Here is a 15,000-nt window from a genome sequence, read left to right on the forward strand (position 1 = left end):
ACCGCCCGGAGGGAGAGGGGACTGACCGGGGGATGCTCAGGAAATCCTGCGACCTGAACCTGCTCTGCCGAATCCATAATCGACTCGGTCATTCAGGTCGTTGCAGCTCCAGAGACAACTCGGTCGGTCCCCTCTCCCTCCGGGCGGTCCGACGTTTCGGGAGGGCCAGGGTGAGGGCAGCCATCTCAAGCCAAACACGCACCCCCAATTCCCCCTCGTCGAGCTAAAACAATGACAACCACCCGCAACGACTGGGAACAACGCTTCCAGTCCCTGACCATCGAAAGCCGCGCGTTCATCAACGGCGAATACCGCCCGGCCATCAGCGGCGAAACCTTCGAGTGTCTGAGCCCCGTCGACGGCCGCTTCCTGGCCTCCGTCGCCAGCACCGATGAGGCCGACGCCAACCTCGCCGTCGAAGTCGCCCGTCAGACCTTCAATTCCGGTGTCTGGGCCAACAAGGCCCCGGCCGAGCGCAAGCGCATCCTGATTCGCTTCGCCGATCTGATCCTGCAACACCAGGAAGAACTGGCGCTGCTGGAAACCCTCGACATGGGCAAGCCGATCAGCGACTCCATGAGCATCGACATCCCGGCGACCGCCAACGCGATCCGCTGGAGCGCCGAAGCCATCGACAAGATTTACGACGAAGTCGCCGCCACGCCCCACGATCAACTCGGCCTGGTGACCCGCGAGCCCTCCGGCGTGGTCGCGGCCATCGTGCCGTGGAACTTCCCGCTGATCATGGCCAGCTGGAAATTCGCCCCGGCCCTGGCCGCGGGCAACTCGTTCATTCTCAAACCTTCGGAGAAGTCGCCGCTGACCGCCATCCGCATCGCGCAACTCGCGCTGGATGCCGGTATTCCAAAAGGCGTGTTCAACGTCCTGCCGGGTTTCGGTCACACCGTCGGCAAGGCGCTGGCGCTGCACATGGACGTCGACGTGCTGGCCTTCACCGGCTCCACGGCGATTGCCAAGCAACTGATGATTTATGCCGGCCAAAGCAATATGAAACGCGTCTGGCTCGAAGCAGGGGGCAAGAGCCCGAACGTGGTGTTCGCCGACGCGCCGGATCTGCGCGCGGCAGCACAAGCGGCGGCCGGCGCCATTGCCTTCAACCAGGGCGAAGTCTGCACCGCCGGCTCGCGCCTGCTGGTGGAGCGTTCGATCCGCGACCAGTTCATTCCGCTGCTGGTGGAAGCGCTGCAAGCGTGGAAACCGGGCCACGCCCTGGACCCTGCGACCACCGTCGGTGCCGTGGTCGATCAGCGTCAACTCGACAACGTCCTGCGTTACATCAGCATCGGCCGCGAGCAGGGCGCCGAACTGATCGCCGGTGGCAAACGCACCCTCGAAGAAACCGGAGGCCTGTACGTGCAACCGGCGATCTTCGACGGCGTGACCAATGCCATGACCATCGCCCAGGAAGAAATCTTCGGCCCGGTGCTGTCGCTGATCACCTTCGACACTGCCGAAGAAGCGCTGCAGATCGCCAACGACAGCATCTTCGGCCTCGCCGCCGGGGTCTGGACCAGCAACCTGAGCAAGGCCCACACCTTCGCCCGTGGCTTGCGCGCCGGCAGCGTGTGGGTCAACCAGTACGACGGCGGCGACATGACCGCGCCGTTCGGTGGTTTCAAGCAGTCGGGCAACGGTCGCGACAAATCGCTGCACGCCTTCGACAAGTACACCGAGCTGAAAGCGACCTGGATCAAGCTCTGACTCTTTATTGAACGGCGGCCGCCGGTTTATGGCGGCCCTCGGAGAATTCTATGAAACAGCAACACGTAAACAGCTACTACGCCGCCACCCGCAACGAAGTCATCGACTTCCCGATTCTCGAAGAAGCGGTGGATTGCGATGTGTGCATCATCGGCGCCGGCTACACCGGTCTGTCCTCGGCGCTGTTCCTGACCGAGGCCGGCTACAAAGTGACGGTGCTGGAAGCGGCGAAAGTCGGCTACGGCGCCAGCGGCCGCAACGGCGGGCAACTGGTCAACTCCTACAGCCGCGATGTCGACGTGATCGAAGAGCGCTACGGCGACAAGACCGCCGAAATCCTCGGCAGCATGATCTTCGAAGGCGCCGACATCATTCGCTCGCGCATCAAGCAATACGACATCAACTGCGACTACCGCCCGGGTGGCATCTTCGCGGCGATGAACAAGAAACAACTCAACGGCCTGGCCGAGCAGAAGCGCAACTGGGAACGCTACGGCAACCGTAATCTGAAGATGCTTGATGCTGCGGACATCCAGCGCGAAATCGGCTCCGACGCCTACGTCGGCGGCCTGCTCGACATGCAGGGCGGCCACGTCCATCCACTGAACCTGGCCCTCGGCGAAGCCGCTGCCATCGTCAGCCTCGGCGGCAAGATCTACGAGCAATCCGCCGCCGTGGAAATCACCTACGGCGAGCCGAACGTCGTGCGCACCGCCAAGGGCCTGGTGCGCGCCAAGTACCTGCTGATCGCCGGCAACGCCTATCTGCCGCAAGGCCTGGACAACCGCGTGACCGCCAAGAGCATGCCGTGCGGCTCGCAGATCGTCGTCACCGAACCGCTGACCGAGAAGCAGGCGCGCAGCCTGATCACCAACAACTACTGCGTCGAAGACTGCAACTACCTGCTGGATTACTACCGCCTCACCGCCGACAACCGTCTGCTGTACGGCGGCGGCGTGGTCTACGGCGCCCGCGAGCCGGACGACATCGAACAACTGATCCGCCCGAAGATCCTCAAGACCTTCCCGCAACTCAAGGACGTGAAAATCGACTACCGCTGGACCGGCAACTTCCTGCTGACCATGTCACGCATGCCGCAATTCGGCCGCATCGAGAAAAATGCCTACTACATGCAAGGCTACAGCGGCCACGGCGTCACCTGCTCGCACCTGGCCGGCAAACTGATCTCGGAAATGATCCGTGGCGACGCCGAACGCTTCGATGCGTTCGCCTCCCTGCCGCACATGCCAATGATCGGCGGCCGCACCTTCTCGGCGCCACTCACCGCCCTCGGCGCCGTGTACTACTCGCTGCGCGACCGCTTCGGCATCTGAGTTACCTCCCCGGCGGCGGTCCCCAAGGCCCCGCCGGTTTTTCCCCGCGCAATTTGCGCAAACGCCCCGTCCGAAAGACTTTTACCCAACCGTCCATCGAACCTGCTGAGCAACACCACCAAACGTGATTTAATAGCCGCCTTTCACGGTTCAGGGACAGGGAAAACGGCATGACACGCGGCCTGCGTCCATCCCGCCTTCCACCCCCATTACCCTTAAGTACACTCACATAAGGCTGTCATGGATACGGGTTCTCGACTCAAATTAGTACGCGAAAGCTACAAACTCTCCCAGCGCGAGCTGGCCCGGCGTAGCGGCGTGACCAATGCCACCATTTCCCTGATCGAACAGAATCGCGTCAGCCCTTCCGTCAGCTCTCTGAAAAAGCTGCTCGAAGGCATACCGATGTCCCTGGCCGACTTCTTCACCTTCGACCAGCCGCCGCGCGAACACCAATACGTCTTCCGCGCCAACGAACAACCCGACCTCGGCCGCCACGGCCTGCGCCTGCTCCTGATCGGCGCCTCGGTGCCGAGCCGGCAGATGCGCCTGCTGCGCGAACAATACGCACCGGGCGCCAGCTCTGGCGAAGAGCCGATCGTGCATGCGGAAGGCGAGGAGTGCGGCCTGGTGACCCGTGGCACCGTGGAATTGACCGTGGATGGCTCGGTGAGCATTTTGAGTGCCGGAGATGGGTATTACTTCCCGACGACGCTGCCGCATAAATTCCGCAATATCGGAGCGGATGAGGCGGAGATTATCAGTGCGAATACGCCGGCGAATTTTTGAGGGCCGACGACATACTCAGTCAGTAGCAAGCTTGATTTTCTTGTAAAGGAAGACGTGATGGAAAATGGCGCATTTTGGAAGCAATTAAGCTTGCCTGTTGTGTTTGCTTTGATATTTGTAAGTATTGCGACAGTAGCCGGAATGTTGTTGTACTCCGAATCAAAGGGCATCGTTTTTCGTATATGGGGCCAGGATTTCGGTGCTGTGAAAAATGCGCCAAATGTTGATAGTGCGCTTCAAGGAAAAATAGTTTCGCTTGAATCTCGCCTTGCTGTACTGGAAAAAGAAAAACAGTTGCAGGCTGTAAAATCGCCTGAAGTCGTGGTGGCGAAGCCTATAAACAAGGTTAGAGTTCTGGACGTGGGCCAAGCACTGAACGAAAGCACGCTACCGTTTAGCGTGTATGTCAAATCAGGGTCCGGTGGTGATGGTTATGCGAATTTCCTGATTGAAATCCAGACTCCCGAATCTCCTTTGTACTCTGCCGAAGTCACTAAGGGATGGAGTCGAAGTTTTGAGGTGGGGTCGCGAGAGTTTAATTTTAGTGTTGTTGATATTGATAAAAGGCTTGCCACTATTACGGTATCGCTGAAAGAAGTCAGCGCTAGAAGATGATGGAGCGGTGACCGACTTTCGCTACATAGTCGGTCATTTTCAAATTCCGGCGGTCGAAACACATTTTTTCCCGCTATGAATCCTCGCAAGTGCTAGGCAGAAACATCAAACCCCCGCTGCTCAATCACCCGAAACACATCCCTCACGTCCTGCACCATGATCCTGGCGATGTTGGTGACGGTGTTGATGTCGTGTTCGGCGTAGTCGGGGAGGCTGGTGCAGGCCATGAGATCGAGGTATTTGAGGACTGCTTCGAGACGTTCGGCTGCGCAGGCGTGGAGGTCGCGCAGGGGCGAGTCGGCATCGACCAGGAGGACGGGGTGGTCGGTGGCGGGGTGGGACATGTGCGTGTAGCGATAGAGCGGTTTTTTGATCGTCATTAGAAAAGGTCTCTGGCTAAAAAAGAGCCACCGTTCTGCTGCGAAACAAAATGGGTGGCGGTTGTGAGCGGGTTCGCAGACCGAGAGAAGAGACCAAACCCCGGCAGACCCAAAGGTCTCCCGCGCACAACCGCCATAAAACGTAATGCCGGCGAATTTTGCCAGAATTGTTGTTTGACAGTGTTGGTCAATTCTCTCTTTGGGCTGCGAAACCCATCGCGGACGGCAGTCGGCGACGAACTCACTCTAGGCACCGATCCCATCACCCGCAACCGAGGTGTAGGACGCCCAATCGGCTGTTCAGCCGCTCTGGTTCAACCTCTTCCTACAAACCAACCCCAATCAATACAGGCCCTCCGACCTGCCTGAAGAAACGGACTAACCGGCTTTGAGTCTGCTTCGCAGCCCAGAGAGAGCAAGCTCTGGCGCCACAAAGAACGTTTTCCTACGAGGTTTTCAGATCTTCAAATTCAGCGCGCAATTCTGTCTCGGAACTTTCCTTAAAAGCGATGTCAATTTGATAGCGTGTCGCGACGCTCATTCATCGGCTCAAGCAGTGCCAGGCTGTTTCCTGGCAATCCAGGGAAGTGTGAGATGAAGCTGATTCTTGCGGTGTTGTTGATGTTCAGCGGTTATGCCTTTGCCAGTTGCGGCAACATTGATGACCACGACCAGCGTACTTACTGCAACGCGATGGCAGGTAATGGCAGTTGCGGGAACATCGACGATCATGATTTGCGTACACGCTGTAACGCGGAATTGGGTAACGGGTCCTGCGGCAACATTGCGGATCATGACCAGCGCACTTACTGCAATGCGAAGCAGGGCAATGGCAGTTGCGGGAATATCGATAATCATGATCTACGCACGCGTTGCAACGCGGAAACGGGCGCAGGTTCCTGTGGCAACATTGATAACAGTGACGACCGTGCCTTTTGCAATGCAACCGCGGGTAACGGCAGTTGTGGAAATATCAGTGATCATGACTTGCGCACCCGATGTGAAGCCATCAAGCGTTAATAGCTGATTCTGTAGGGTGGCTTCCAGTCCTCCGGAGGGCGCAGCGGCCCGACAGTTCGCGCAAAAATAGGGACACCAACCAGTGTCCCTTTTTCATACCCGCGACAAACCCGCTACTTCGCCTTCCAACGCCCACCGCCATTCTCACAATCCACCTTCGCCTGCGCCAAATGCTCTGCATCGTAGTAATACGTGGTCACTTGCGTGTTGTCGGGAATGTTCAGCGACTTGGCGTTCTTGTCCTTGCTGGTCGAATGCGGATTGGCCAGGGATTCCTGGGTGAGGGTGGCGATGCACGACGCCTGATAGTGATCGGCGCAATGCTCGACCTTTTTCTTGGTGCTGTTGAGCATGTCCTTGCTCTCGTTGCTGCACGACCAGCCGATCGAGTTGACCGGCATGCCTTCGTATTCGTAGCAGCTATGGGTCTCCACGGCCGGCACGGCGGGGCTGGAGGAGCGGGTCAGGACGTCGCAGCCTTCGGCCATGACGCAGGTGGGGATGACGCTGAAGGTGGCGATCAGAAGCAGAAATCGAATGTTCATCGGGGTTTCCTCTCCCAGGGCCGCGCTCTGATCGAAGATTTGCGCGCTTATTGTTTTCGAGGCGGCAGGGTGAGGGGAGGTTCCATCAGGTTTTTCGTTTGCACCGGTCGGCTGGTCTGCGAAACAATCAGACACATCTAGCGCCCCCAAGGATTGGAACATTGCCATGATCGAAATCGGCAGCCGCAACAACGTGCCCACCTCGCAGCATCCTTTCCACGACATTTATCTGTTCCATATCGATCCGTCGAAGCCCGACACGCCGTTCTGTTTCGAGCAGTCGATGGGCGGCGGGCATATGGAGCATGGCGGCGCGCGGTTTCTCGCGCTGGATGAACTGGACGGCTGGCCCGGCGACTGGCGTGAGCATCTGAAGAAAGCCGATTGCGTCTGGGTCGCGGAGTTGATCGACGCGCATCCGGGGGCGGATCAGGCGACGCTGGTGGCGTTGATTCTCCAGCGCCACGCCGAGCAAAAACAACCGGTCGGGCGTCTGCAGGCGATTGGCGGCTGGCTCAAACGCAATATCCATGTCGGCGGCCGGTATGGCGTCTAACCCGGAGGTTTCACTCATGACTCAGACCCTTGAACGCGCCATTGCCATCGCCGCCACGGCTCACACCGGGCAGGTCGACAAGGGCGGTGCGCCGTACATTCTGCATCCGCTGAAGGTGATGCTGCGCATGACCACGCTGGAGGAACGCATCGTCGCGGTGTTGCACGATGTGGTCGAGGACTGCGGCATCAGCCTTGATGACCTGCGCCGGGAAGGGTTCAGCGAGGAGGTTTTATCTGCCATCGAATCAGTGACCAAAGTGCCGGGCGAGTCCTATGAGGATTTCGTCGAGCGCTCGGCGCAGAACCCGATCGGGCGGGTGGTGAAACTGGCGGATCTGGAAGAGAACAGCGACCTGTCGCGGATCGCCTCGCCGGGCTGGGAGGATCTGGAGCGGATCGAGAAGTACCGGCGGGCGATCGGGCGGTTGCGTTCGTAGCCGGTATGGCAATCAAGGGAATGAAGAGGAACCACGGATGGAGTTCGCAACAATTGTTCAATTACTGACGGTCATGGGCATCGTCGCAGCAGCGACGAAAGTCATCCGTGAGTTGTTGTTCATGGGCAAAAGTCGTCTGACCGAGGAATATCGGGTCGCCAGAGACGTACTCAAGGACATGGAGCAAAACCCAAACCAGCACCCTTTGGTCGTCGAGCGTGGTTACTTCGCTATTGCGGGGACTTCGGCGATCAACCCGGCAGATGTTGCGTATCTGATTTCCCTCGTTGACCCCGCCAAAAGCCTGAAGGCTTACGTGCTTTCACGACAGTACGTCGAGCTGGATGCGCGGCGGCACAGAATTGATTTTCGGCCGAAGTACAAAAGCAGTTTTTCCAGAATCTGGCGTAAAGCCTGGTACGGCACGATGTATGTCGTGTGGTGGTTAATCGCAATGGCACCCCTGCTTTTGATCCAGCCACTGAGCCTTGAACCCAAGTTCGCTCTCTGGATGGGCATCACGCTTCCGGTCGCGGGTTTCTTTGGCGTCAGTTCGTTGATCGATTGCCTGAAAATTTCCAGGAGCGAGAAATTGGTCAAGTCTCAAGAGCAGCACACACCAAGGATTCTGGTCTCGCGAGAGTCGAAGAAATCGACGATCACCCCCACTAAAAATCCATCCTGAATCCTCGGTTCAGACGACATCAACCTTACTTTCACGTCGATGGAGTATTGATGAAATCCATTCTGTGTCTATTGATCGCCACCGCATTGGGCGCTGCGCTGCAAGCCAGCGGCGTGCCCCATGGGCTGCTGCTCGGCTCGATCCTCGCCACTTCGCTGATCGTCAGCCAAACCGGTTTCGCGCCGACGACGCCCTATGGTCTGGGTTATATCCAGGTCACCCTGGGCATCGCCACCGGGTTGATGTTCGAGGCATGGGACAGCGCGACGGCGGCGACGATGTTGCCCAGCCTCGGCGTGTTGTTGCTGTGCCTGATGGCGCAGATCGCCCTGGCCGGTTGGTGGCTGACGCGCGGCGCCGGCTGGAATCGTACGGATGCGTTGCTGGCGGTGTATCCGGGGGCGTTGGCGGCGGTGTTTGATTTGCTCGAGTCGCATCAGGCGTCGAGCAAGGTGATCATCGTGCATCTGATGCGGCTGCTGTTGATCACCGTGCTGGTGAGTCTGTGCATACCCGGTCAGGTGTCGGATGCCGTGGTCGATAGCGCCCCGTTGAGTACCGGCATGGCGCTGACGGCGTTGTCGGTGATTTTCCTGAGTGTGCTGCTGGGGCGATTGTTGCTGGTGGTGGGCGTGCCGGCGCCGTTCATGCTGACGGCGATCATCATCACGGCGGTGTTTGTAAAGGCGGGGTGGTTGCACGGCTTTCATATGCCGGACTGGAGTCTGAATCTGGCGGCGTTGATTCTCGGCGCACGGATTGGCTCGCGCTTTCAGGGGATTGGCCTTGGCGAACTGGCGCGCCATGGGCGGACGGCGTTGATGTCGGTGGGGTTGATGCTGGTGGTTGCGGCGGCGTTCGCCGGCGTGGCGGGGCGGTGGTTGGGCAGCGATTCGCTGACACTGTGGCTGGCGTACATGCCGGGGGCGATCGAGACGATTGCCATTGTGGCGTTTGGTGGCGGGCTGAATGTGGTGTTTATTCTGACTCATCATTTGAGCCGGATGGTGCTGCTGCATTTTGCGCCGGCGTTGGTGGTGCAGGTTCGGCGGGGGCGGGAAGGGGTTTGAGCGTTTCAGTGACCTCGATCCCCCTCACTCCAGCCTTGAGGGGCTTTCGCTCTGAAACCTGAACTACACTCCCAGATTACCCCGCACCACAGGCAACCCCCACGCCCGCCGGAGGTAATCATGAACCGCATCTCGTCCATCTCGCTTTTCATCGCCGCCGCGCTCTGCGCCAGCGAGGCCCGCGCCGAGTCTGTCGTCCCGCTCAAGGGCCAATCCCCGCAACAAACCCAGATCGACATCAACGACTGCCACTCGGTCGCGTCCAGTTCCACCAGCTCGGCACCCCAGGCCGGCGGTCGGCTGAAAGGCGCGGCAGTCGGCGCGGCGGCGGGAGCAACGGCCGCCCAGGTTCGAGGCCGTCAACACGACGAGTTTTACGAAGCCGTCGACGATGACCGCAAGCAGGATTACCGGCAAAACCAGGCCAAACAAACCGCCGCCGCCGGAGCGGTGGTCGGTGGCTCGCGGCAGCGTCAGGATCGGCGCGAGCAGCGCAGGACGGACGCTTCAGCCAGTTCCAGCGCCTACACCGGTTGCCTGCAAGGTCGTGGTTATCAGGTCACGCCCTGAGCGGTGGGGCGATGGTTTTCCAGCAGGTGCATCATCAGCCCGCTGTAGAGCGTCACGAGGATGAACAAGCCCATGCGCACGGCGAACGCGGTGTAGACGTCCTTGCCCGCCGCGCTGTCCTCGACCGATTGGCCGAGCAGGATAATCATCGTCACCAAGGTGTTGAGCCAGAAACCGGGGGTGAGCTGCGTGGCGTGCAGGCGATAGAGTTTGCGCGCCAGCGCCAGGCTGAACAGCAGCGTCCACAGGGCGAACATCCACAGATGCACGAACAGGCTCAGCGCGCACCAGAACAGCACCGCCAGCAACCCGCCGAGCAGGGTTGAACCGAGCAATTCGCGGCCCGCGTGGTAGGTGCGGGTGGTGGTGCTTTGCTGGCCGAGACTGACGGCCTTGAGGATGATCGGCAGATAACTGGCCGGATCGATCAGCACCAATACGAAGGTGGGCAAAACGATCAGCGTCGCGCGCAACGCCACGCGCGGCACGTCTTCGGCGGGCATGGCGAGCGGCGGTGGCGGGGCGGGGCTGTTGGCCGGTTCCGGGAAAAAAGCGTGGCTGACGGCGACCATGATGACCGCCAGCAACAGGCCTTTGAGCAGCGCGCCGATCACCGCCATGGCCAGGTCGAACGAGGCGAAACCGGCGGCGGAGATCAGGGTCATGCCGATCACCATGAAGGTCATGATCAGCACGTTGCCGCCGCGCAATCCATAACGGAAAACCACAAACAGACCGATGCCGATCAACAGCACGCCGCACACCGGGTAATAACGCAGCAGCGGCACCAGCAACAGGCCGAAACTGGTGGTGAACGCGGCAGCCAGCGTGAGCGCCACGGCGGCTTTCAACGGCAACGGCCGGGGCACGCTGGCGAGCAGCAACACCGCCAGTACCGGCGACAGAAACGCCAGCGGCAACCCGAGCCCGTAGCTCGCAGCGGTACACAACGCGGTGCCAAACGCCAGGCGCAAGGCGCGTTGCGCCGGGACGCTGCGCTCAGTAGGCATACGACAGCCAGCTCATCAGCCAGACAAACACCCGCCCCAACGGATTGAGCCAATTGCCCTCGCTGGGAAACGCCATGACTTCCGCCTGGCCACCCGCACGGATGGCACGACTGTCGAACAGGCGTTTTTTCGCCTCGTCACTGAATTCGATAATCACCGGAAAACGCTGGGCCGGACGCAGCCAGTCGCGGCTGTTCTGGATGGTCGGCAGGGTGCCGGGTTGAGTCGACTGACCGACGCTGACGCCATAACCGATGCTGCGTACCCGGCCATCCAGCACTTCACCGGGCAGCGAGTCGAGGATGATCGACACCGGTGTGCCGACCTGAATCCGCCCCAGATTGTTCTCGGTCAGGTCAGCGCTGACCCACACGTCGTGGATCGCTATCAGGGTCATCACCGGGCTGCCGACGGCGGCAAACTGGCCGGCGTCGGTGCGCAGGTCGGTGATCAGCCCCGCCGAGCGCGCGCCGATGCGGGTGTTGGCCAGATCGAGTTCGGCTTTCGCCAGTGTCGCGGCGGCGCTGCGCAATTTGGCGTTGGTGTCGGCATCGCCACCGCCTTCGGTTTCCTGGGCACGCACGACTTCGGCGCGGGCGGCGGCGACCTGACTGACGGCGGCCTCGCGATTGGCCCGGGACACCTCCAGCAAGCGCACCGACACCGTACCCGGATCCTGTTTGTACAGCCCTTCGAGCCGCTGATTGTCCTGGCGTGCCTTCAGTTCATTGGCCTGCGCGGCCCGCAACGAGGCCTCGGCGGAGGCGATGCCGGCGGTGTTGGCGCCGACCGAACGGCGGGTCGTTTCCAGATCGGCCCTGGCCCGGTCGACGGCAATTTGCAGCGGTTGCGGATCGAGCTCGAAGAGGATGTCGCCAGCCTTCACATCCTGGTTGTTGCGCACGTTGACCTTGATCACCCGACCGGCGACTTCCGACGCTACCGGAATCACGAACGCGCCGACCCGCGCCTGTTGCGTGTACGGCGTGAAACGGTCGGCCAGCAGATACCAGGCCAGACTCAGCAGGATCACCAGCAGCACCAGGCGAATGCCTTTTTTGGCCGGATCTGCAGCAGGCGCGGGGGCCGGCGCTGGGGCGGGAGCGGGAGGCGCGGCGTCAGTCATGGTGGCTTACCTGGGAGGGAATGGGGTACGCCGGTTGCGGCGCTGGCGTGGTGAGCAAATGGCCCCAGTCGGTGCGTTGTTGCATCTGTTGTCGGGTCGGCTCGTCGATCTGCGGCGCGCTGCTTTGCCAGCCGCCGCCGAGGGCTTTGTAGAGGGCGATCAGATTGCTCACGGCGTTGGCGCGGGTGACCAGATAACTGTCCTGAATCTGCAACAGCGCCCGTTGCGCATCGAGCACCCGCTGAAAGTCCGAATAACCTTCGCGATATTGAGTGTTGGCCAGCGCCAGAGAACGCCGCGCCGCCGCTTGCGCTTCACCCAGCACGCGTTCCTGTTCGAGGCCTTTGCTCAAACCGCTGGCGGCATCGTCGGCCTCGCGCGCGGCCTGGCGCACCTTGTCGCGGTAGGCTTCGATCAATTGCTGCAAACGCGCATCCTGCACCCTCACGTTGTTGCGGATCCGTCCGTAATCGAAGATGTTCCAGCGCAGGCTCGGGCCGCCGATCAGGTCGAGGCTGCGTGGCGTGGCGCCGAGGGTATCGCTGGACCAGACGATGCTGCCAAGCAGGGTCAGCGACGGGTACAGATCGGTTTCGGCGACGCCGACCAGCGCCGATTGTGCGGCGACATTCAGCTCCGCCGCCCGCACGTCCGGCCGGCGCAGCAACAGGTTGGCCGGTACGTCCTGGAGCACCGCGCGGTCAATCAGCGGGATCAGCCCCGGTTGCTCGGCCAGCAGCGCCGCGCCGCCGGGCGGCTGACCGACCAGCACTGCCAGCGCATTGCGGGTGCGCAGCAATTGGTCTTCGAATGCCGGGATGCTTGCCAATGTGGTCAGGTACTGGGTTTTCGCCTGTTGCAGGTCGAGTTCGGCGGTCTGGCCGCTGGTGAACAGTTGCTCGGTGATTTCAAAGTTGCGTTTCTGCTGATCGGCGTTTTCCCGGGCGACCCGCAGCCGCGCCTCGGTGGTGCGCAGCAGAAAGTAGGTGTCCGCGACCGACGCGCGCAGCAGCACCAGCGCATCTTCATAGTTGGCCTGGGCGGCGAAGTAGCTGGCGTCGGAGGATTCGATAGCGCGGCTGAAACGGCCCCAGAAATCCAGCTCCCAACCGACGTCGAATGCCGCGTTGTGTTGCCAGAAATGCGCGTCCTGCGGGTTGTTGCCGCCGGACTGGCGCCGGTCGATATACAGGCTGTCGACGCCGACCTGTTGCAGTTGCGGGAAGCGCCCGCTCTCGGCGATGCCCAGTTGCGCGCGGGCTTCGAGAACACGCAGGCCGGCGATTTTCAGGCTGGCGTTATGCGCGTCGGCTTCGGCGATCAGGCGATCCAGCACCGGGTCGGCAAACACCTGCCACCACTGGCGCAGGTCCGGATGCGCGCCGCGCTCGCTGGCCTGTTCCAGCGCAGCGCTCTGCCATTGCTTGCTCCAGGGTTCGCCCGGCGGCTGGAAGTCCGGCCCCAGGCGCACGCAACCGCCAAGGCTCAGCGCACCGAGCAACAGCAGATGACCGGGACGTCTGAGCAGGGCCGTCGTTGCAGGCATTCGGTCCGTTCCACATTGGAAATTTCACTGGAGCATAGACGCCAGATTGCGGGTTGAAAGGGCAAATCACCTGCTACGCTTTTTCAGGCGAAGTTCACTGATCTGCGCCCCTGACGAAAAGGTATGGAACCCATGGATACTGCTCAAGATTCGGTTGAACCGACCGGCGCCAACTGGCGCTTCAAGGTCGGCGTGGCAATCATCTGCGTGATGCTCGGTTCATGGCTTCTGGTGCCTCTGGCGGCGGCGCTGGATGTGCCCGGCTCGAAAGTCGCGGCGCTGACCGGGGTGCTGTTCATCAGCAACAAGGTGTTGCTGCTGCTGGTGATCGCGGTGATGGGCAAGGCCGGGTTCGCCGAACTCAAGCGCACCATCGGCCGCTACATCTCCGGGGTGATCCCGACGCCGGTGGCCGAAGTCAGCCCGATACGCCACAAGATCGGCGTGGTGATGTTTTGCCTGCCGCTGCTTTCGTCGTTCCTGGAACCGTATTTCGACAACTTCTTCCCCGGCGTACGGCCCAATCTCTGGCAGATGCAGGCGCTGGGCGACCTGATGTTCATCGGCAGTTTCTTCGTGCTGGGCGGTAATTTCTGGGACAAGGTGCATGCGCTGTTCGTGCGCACGGCGAAGGTGGTGACTGCTTGAATTGAGCGGTGTGGCAGTGGGTACAGCGCTGCCTGACACACCGCTTTCGCGGGCAAGCCCGCTCCCTCATTGGAACGGGGGGCCTTTGTGGGAGCCACCTCAGCGCAGATGCGCGGCAAAACCCTCGCGGTCCGGTGCGATTTCGTCCTTCAAGGTCAAGTCGGGAAACCGGTAATCCCCGGCATTCTGCTGGCGGAAGGCAATCGGCCGGGTGCTCCACAACTCATCCAGGCGTGCGCCGAGGGCCTCGCAGGTTTGCGCAAACCGCGCCTCATCCATGCGGCTGGTGCGGTACACCACGAACGGCGGCAGGACGTCGAAGCCGGGGTAGTAAAGCGTGCCGTGGTGGATCGGAAACAGCAGATCGTCGATCGGCCCGTTGATTCCGCGCGGGCTGTAGTGCGATTCCCAGCCGCCGGCCGTGACCATCAACATCGCCCGTTTGCCTTGCAGCGTGCCCTCGCCGTAACGATCCCCCCAACGGGCATCGGAATGCTCGCCGACGCCGTAGGCAAAACCGTAGGCGTACACCCGTTCGACCCAGCCCTTGAGGATCGCCGGCATCGAAAACCACCACAGCGGGAATTGCAGGATCAGGGTGTCGGCCCACCGGCCCACCGCAGTTTTTCCTGCTCGCGGGCGATGTCGGCGGCCTGCGTGCCCTGGGCGAAGGCGATTTTCGAGTCGAGGGAGGTGTGGAACGGCCGGCTGGTGTCGCGTTCGGGGCTGTCGTCGGCGTCGAGGATGGCTTTCCAGTTCATTGCGTAGAGGTCGGACACCTGCACGGTATGGCCGGCGGCCTCAAGGCGCTGGACGGCGAAGTCCCTGAGCGAGCCGTTGAGGGAAGTGGGTTCGGGGTGGGCGTAGACCAGTAGCACATTCATTGTGAAGCTCCGTTGCTGAGTGGCAGCAGGATCGGGGTTGTGCAGGTATATTGGAAATGAA

16 protein-coding genes and 1 pseudogene are annotated in these 15,000 nt (G+C 61.1%); 11 read left to right on the forward strand and 6 right to left on the reverse strand.

From position 1 onward, the window contains the following. Positions 1 to 231: 231 nt before the first annotated feature. The 4 genes from N8H74_RS16655 (at position 232) to N8H74_RS16670 (ending at position 4,460) form a co-directional block, all read left to right on the forward strand. Positions 232 to 1,722 (forward strand): aldehyde dehydrogenase, encoded by a 1,491-nt coding sequence (locus N8H74_RS16655; protein WP_262148886.1) that lies wholly within the window; start codon positions 232 to 234, stop codon positions 1,720 to 1,722. A gap of 50 nt (positions 1,723 to 1,772) precedes the next feature. Continuing rightward, complete coding sequence (locus N8H74_RS16660) at positions 1,773 to 3,056, forward strand: FAD-binding oxidoreductase (RefSeq protein WP_262148888.1); 1,284 nt, start codon at positions 1,773 to 1,775, stop codon at positions 3,054 to 3,056. 240 nt (positions 3,057 to 3,296) lie between these two features. Next, on the forward strand, positions 3,297 to 3,845 hold the full coding sequence (locus N8H74_RS16665) for a cupin domain-containing protein (protein ID WP_217833543.1): 549 nt from the start codon (positions 3,297 to 3,299) through the stop codon (positions 3,843 to 3,845). A 57-nt stretch (positions 3,846 to 3,902) separates the two neighbouring features. After that, positions 3,903 to 4,460 (forward strand): hypothetical protein, encoded by a 558-nt coding sequence (locus N8H74_RS16670; RefSeq protein WP_262148890.1) that lies wholly within the window; start codon positions 3,903 to 3,905, stop codon positions 4,458 to 4,460. A gap of 92 nt (positions 4,461 to 4,552) precedes the next feature. Here N8H74_RS16670 and N8H74_RS16675 read toward each other — a convergent pair whose 3' ends face one another. Next, the gene (locus tag N8H74_RS16675; protein WP_262148892.1) at positions 4,553 to 4,840 is read right to left on the reverse strand and encodes a fructose-bisphosphate aldolase; all 288 of its coding nucleotides are present in this window, start codon (positions 4,838 to 4,840) and stop codon (positions 4,553 to 4,555) included. 594 nt (positions 4,841 to 5,434) lie between these two features. On the opposite strand from N8H74_RS16675, the gene N8H74_RS16680 reads away from it, so the two are divergent. Then, the gene (locus N8H74_RS16680; RefSeq protein ID WP_262148894.1) at positions 5,435 to 5,860 is read left to right on the forward strand and encodes a hypothetical protein; all 426 of its coding nucleotides are present in this window, start codon (positions 5,435 to 5,437) and stop codon (positions 5,858 to 5,860) included. Between the two features lie 113 nt (positions 5,861 to 5,973). Here the strand turns inward: N8H74_RS16680 and N8H74_RS16685 are convergent, their stop codons facing one another. Beyond that, a complete protein-coding gene (locus tag N8H74_RS16685; RefSeq protein WP_262148896.1) occupies positions 5,974 to 6,405 on the reverse strand; it encodes a hypothetical protein in 432 nt (143 codons plus the stop codon). Between the two features lie 166 nt (positions 6,406 to 6,571). On the opposite strand from N8H74_RS16685, the gene N8H74_RS16690 reads away from it, so the two are divergent. The 5 genes from N8H74_RS16690 to N8H74_RS16710 all read left to right on the forward strand — a co-directional run bounded on the left by N8H74_RS16690 (position 6,572) and on the right by N8H74_RS16710 (position 9,725). Continuing rightward, positions 6,572 to 6,961 (forward strand): hypothetical protein, encoded by a 390-nt coding sequence (locus tag N8H74_RS16690; protein ID WP_262148898.1) that lies wholly within the window; start codon positions 6,572 to 6,574, stop codon positions 6,959 to 6,961. Positions 6,962 to 6,977: 16 nt separating this feature from the next. Then, entirely contained in the window at positions 6,978 to 7,400 is a 423-nt protein-coding gene (locus N8H74_RS16695) for an HD domain-containing protein (RefSeq protein ID WP_262148900.1), read from the forward strand. Positions 7,401 to 7,437: 37 nt separating this feature from the next. Continuing rightward, positions 7,438 to 8,085: a hypothetical protein gene (locus tag N8H74_RS16700; protein ID WP_262148902.1), complete on the forward strand. Its 648-nt coding sequence runs from the start codon at positions 7,438 to 7,440 to the stop codon at positions 8,083 to 8,085. Between the two features lie 50 nt (positions 8,086 to 8,135). Continuing rightward, the gene (locus N8H74_RS16705) at positions 8,136 to 9,155 is read left to right on the forward strand and encodes an AbrB family transcriptional regulator (RefSeq protein ID WP_262148904.1); all 1,020 of its coding nucleotides are present in this window, start codon (positions 8,136 to 8,138) and stop codon (positions 9,153 to 9,155) included. Positions 9,156 to 9,275: 120 nt separating this feature from the next. After that, positions 9,276 to 9,725: a YMGG-like glycine zipper-containing protein gene (locus N8H74_RS16710; protein ID WP_262148906.1), complete on the forward strand. Its 450-nt coding sequence runs from the start codon at positions 9,276 to 9,278 to the stop codon at positions 9,723 to 9,725. On the opposite strand, the gene N8H74_RS16715 is transcribed toward N8H74_RS16710, so the two are convergent. The 3 genes from N8H74_RS16715 to N8H74_RS16725 are packed head-to-tail and all read right to left on the reverse strand — an operon-like array spanning position 9,710 to position 13,407. After that, positions 9,710 to 10,735 carry a DUF2955 domain-containing protein gene (locus N8H74_RS16715; RefSeq protein ID WP_262148908.1) on the reverse strand — a complete coding sequence of 342 codons (1,026 nt, stop codon included), beginning with the start codon at positions 10,733 to 10,735 and terminating at the stop codon, positions 9,710 to 9,712. The two genes, N8H74_RS16710 and N8H74_RS16715, sit on opposite strands and share 16 nt — an antisense overlap. Further along, positions 10,725 to 11,861 (reverse strand): HlyD family secretion protein, encoded by a 1,137-nt coding sequence (locus N8H74_RS16720; RefSeq protein ID WP_262148909.1) that lies wholly within the window; start codon positions 11,859 to 11,861, stop codon positions 10,725 to 10,727. The genes N8H74_RS16715 and N8H74_RS16720 overlap by 11 nt, the downstream gene beginning before the upstream one ends. Continuing rightward, positions 11,854 to 13,407, reverse strand: coding sequence for a TolC family protein (locus N8H74_RS16725; protein WP_262148911.1), 1,554 nt, complete (start codon positions 13,405 to 13,407; stop codon positions 11,854 to 11,856). The genes N8H74_RS16720 and N8H74_RS16725 overlap by 8 nt, the downstream gene beginning before the upstream one ends. Positions 13,408 to 13,539: 132 nt before the next feature. On the opposite strand from N8H74_RS16725, the gene N8H74_RS16730 reads away from it, so the two are divergent. Continuing rightward, entirely contained in the window at positions 13,540 to 14,055 is a 516-nt protein-coding gene (locus N8H74_RS16730; RefSeq protein WP_217833556.1) for a transporter suffix domain-containing protein, read from the forward strand. A 99-nt stretch (positions 14,056 to 14,154) separates the two neighbouring features. On the opposite strand, the pseudogene N8H74_RS16735 reads toward N8H74_RS16730, so the two are convergent. Then, positions 14,155 to 14,939 (reverse strand): annotated as a pseudogene (locus N8H74_RS16735) (NAD(P)H-dependent oxidoreductase). Positions 14,940 to 15,000 lie beyond the last annotated feature (61 nt).

Origin of the sequence: Pseudomonas sp. B2M1-30 (assembly GCF_025447575.1) — a bacterium.
Taxonomy (GTDB): Bacteria; Pseudomonadota; Gammaproteobacteria; order Pseudomonadales; family Pseudomonadaceae; genus Aquipseudomonas; species Aquipseudomonas botevensis.

Excerpts from the sequence above, each read along its gene's own strand:
- N8H74_RS16655 (WP_262148886.1), top strand. The coding sequence starts at position 232 with ATGACAACCACCCGCAACGACTGGGAACAACGCTTCCAGTCCCTGACC.
- N8H74_RS16660 (WP_262148888.1), top strand. The coding sequence starts at position 1,773 with ATGAAACAGCAACACGTAAACAGCTACTACGCCGCCACCCGCAACGAA.
- N8H74_RS16665 (WP_217833543.1), top strand. The coding sequence starts at position 3,297 with ATGGATACGGGTTCTCGACTCAAATTAGTACGCGAAAGCTACAAACTC.
- N8H74_RS16670 (WP_262148890.1), top strand. The coding sequence starts at position 3,903 with ATGGAAAATGGCGCATTTTGGAAGCAATTAAGCTTGCCTGTTGTGTTT.
- N8H74_RS16675 (WP_262148892.1), bottom strand. The coding sequence starts at position 4,840 with ATGACGATCAAAAAACCGCTCTATCGCTACACGCACATGTCCCACCCC.
- N8H74_RS16680 (WP_262148894.1), top strand. The coding sequence starts at position 5,435 with ATGAAGCTGATTCTTGCGGTGTTGTTGATGTTCAGCGGTTATGCCTTT.
- N8H74_RS16685 (WP_262148896.1), bottom strand. The coding sequence starts at position 6,405 with ATGAACATTCGATTTCTGCTTCTGATCGCCACCTTCAGCGTCATCCCC.
- N8H74_RS16690 (WP_262148898.1), top strand. The coding sequence starts at position 6,572 with ATGATCGAAATCGGCAGCCGCAACAACGTGCCCACCTCGCAGCATCCT.
- N8H74_RS16695 (WP_262148900.1), top strand. The coding sequence starts at position 6,978 with ATGACTCAGACCCTTGAACGCGCCATTGCCATCGCCGCCACGGCTCAC.
- N8H74_RS16700 (WP_262148902.1), top strand. The coding sequence starts at position 7,438 with ATGGAGTTCGCAACAATTGTTCAATTACTGACGGTCATGGGCATCGTC.
- N8H74_RS16705 (WP_262148904.1), top strand. The coding sequence starts at position 8,136 with ATGAAATCCATTCTGTGTCTATTGATCGCCACCGCATTGGGCGCTGCG.
- N8H74_RS16710 (WP_262148906.1), top strand. The coding sequence starts at position 9,276 with ATGAACCGCATCTCGTCCATCTCGCTTTTCATCGCCGCCGCGCTCTGC.
- N8H74_RS16715 (WP_262148908.1), bottom strand. The coding sequence starts at position 10,735 with ATGCCTACTGAGCGCAGCGTCCCGGCGCAACGCGCCTTGCGCCTGGCG.
- N8H74_RS16720 (WP_262148909.1), bottom strand. The coding sequence starts at position 11,861 with ATGACTGACGCCGCGCCTCCCGCTCCCGCCCCAGCGCCGGCCCCCGCG.
- N8H74_RS16725 (WP_262148911.1), bottom strand. The coding sequence starts at position 13,407 with ATGCCTGCAACGACGGCCCTGCTCAGACGTCCCGGTCATCTGCTGTTG.
- N8H74_RS16730 (WP_217833556.1), top strand. The coding sequence starts at position 13,540 with ATGGATACTGCTCAAGATTCGGTTGAACCGACCGGCGCCAACTGGCGC.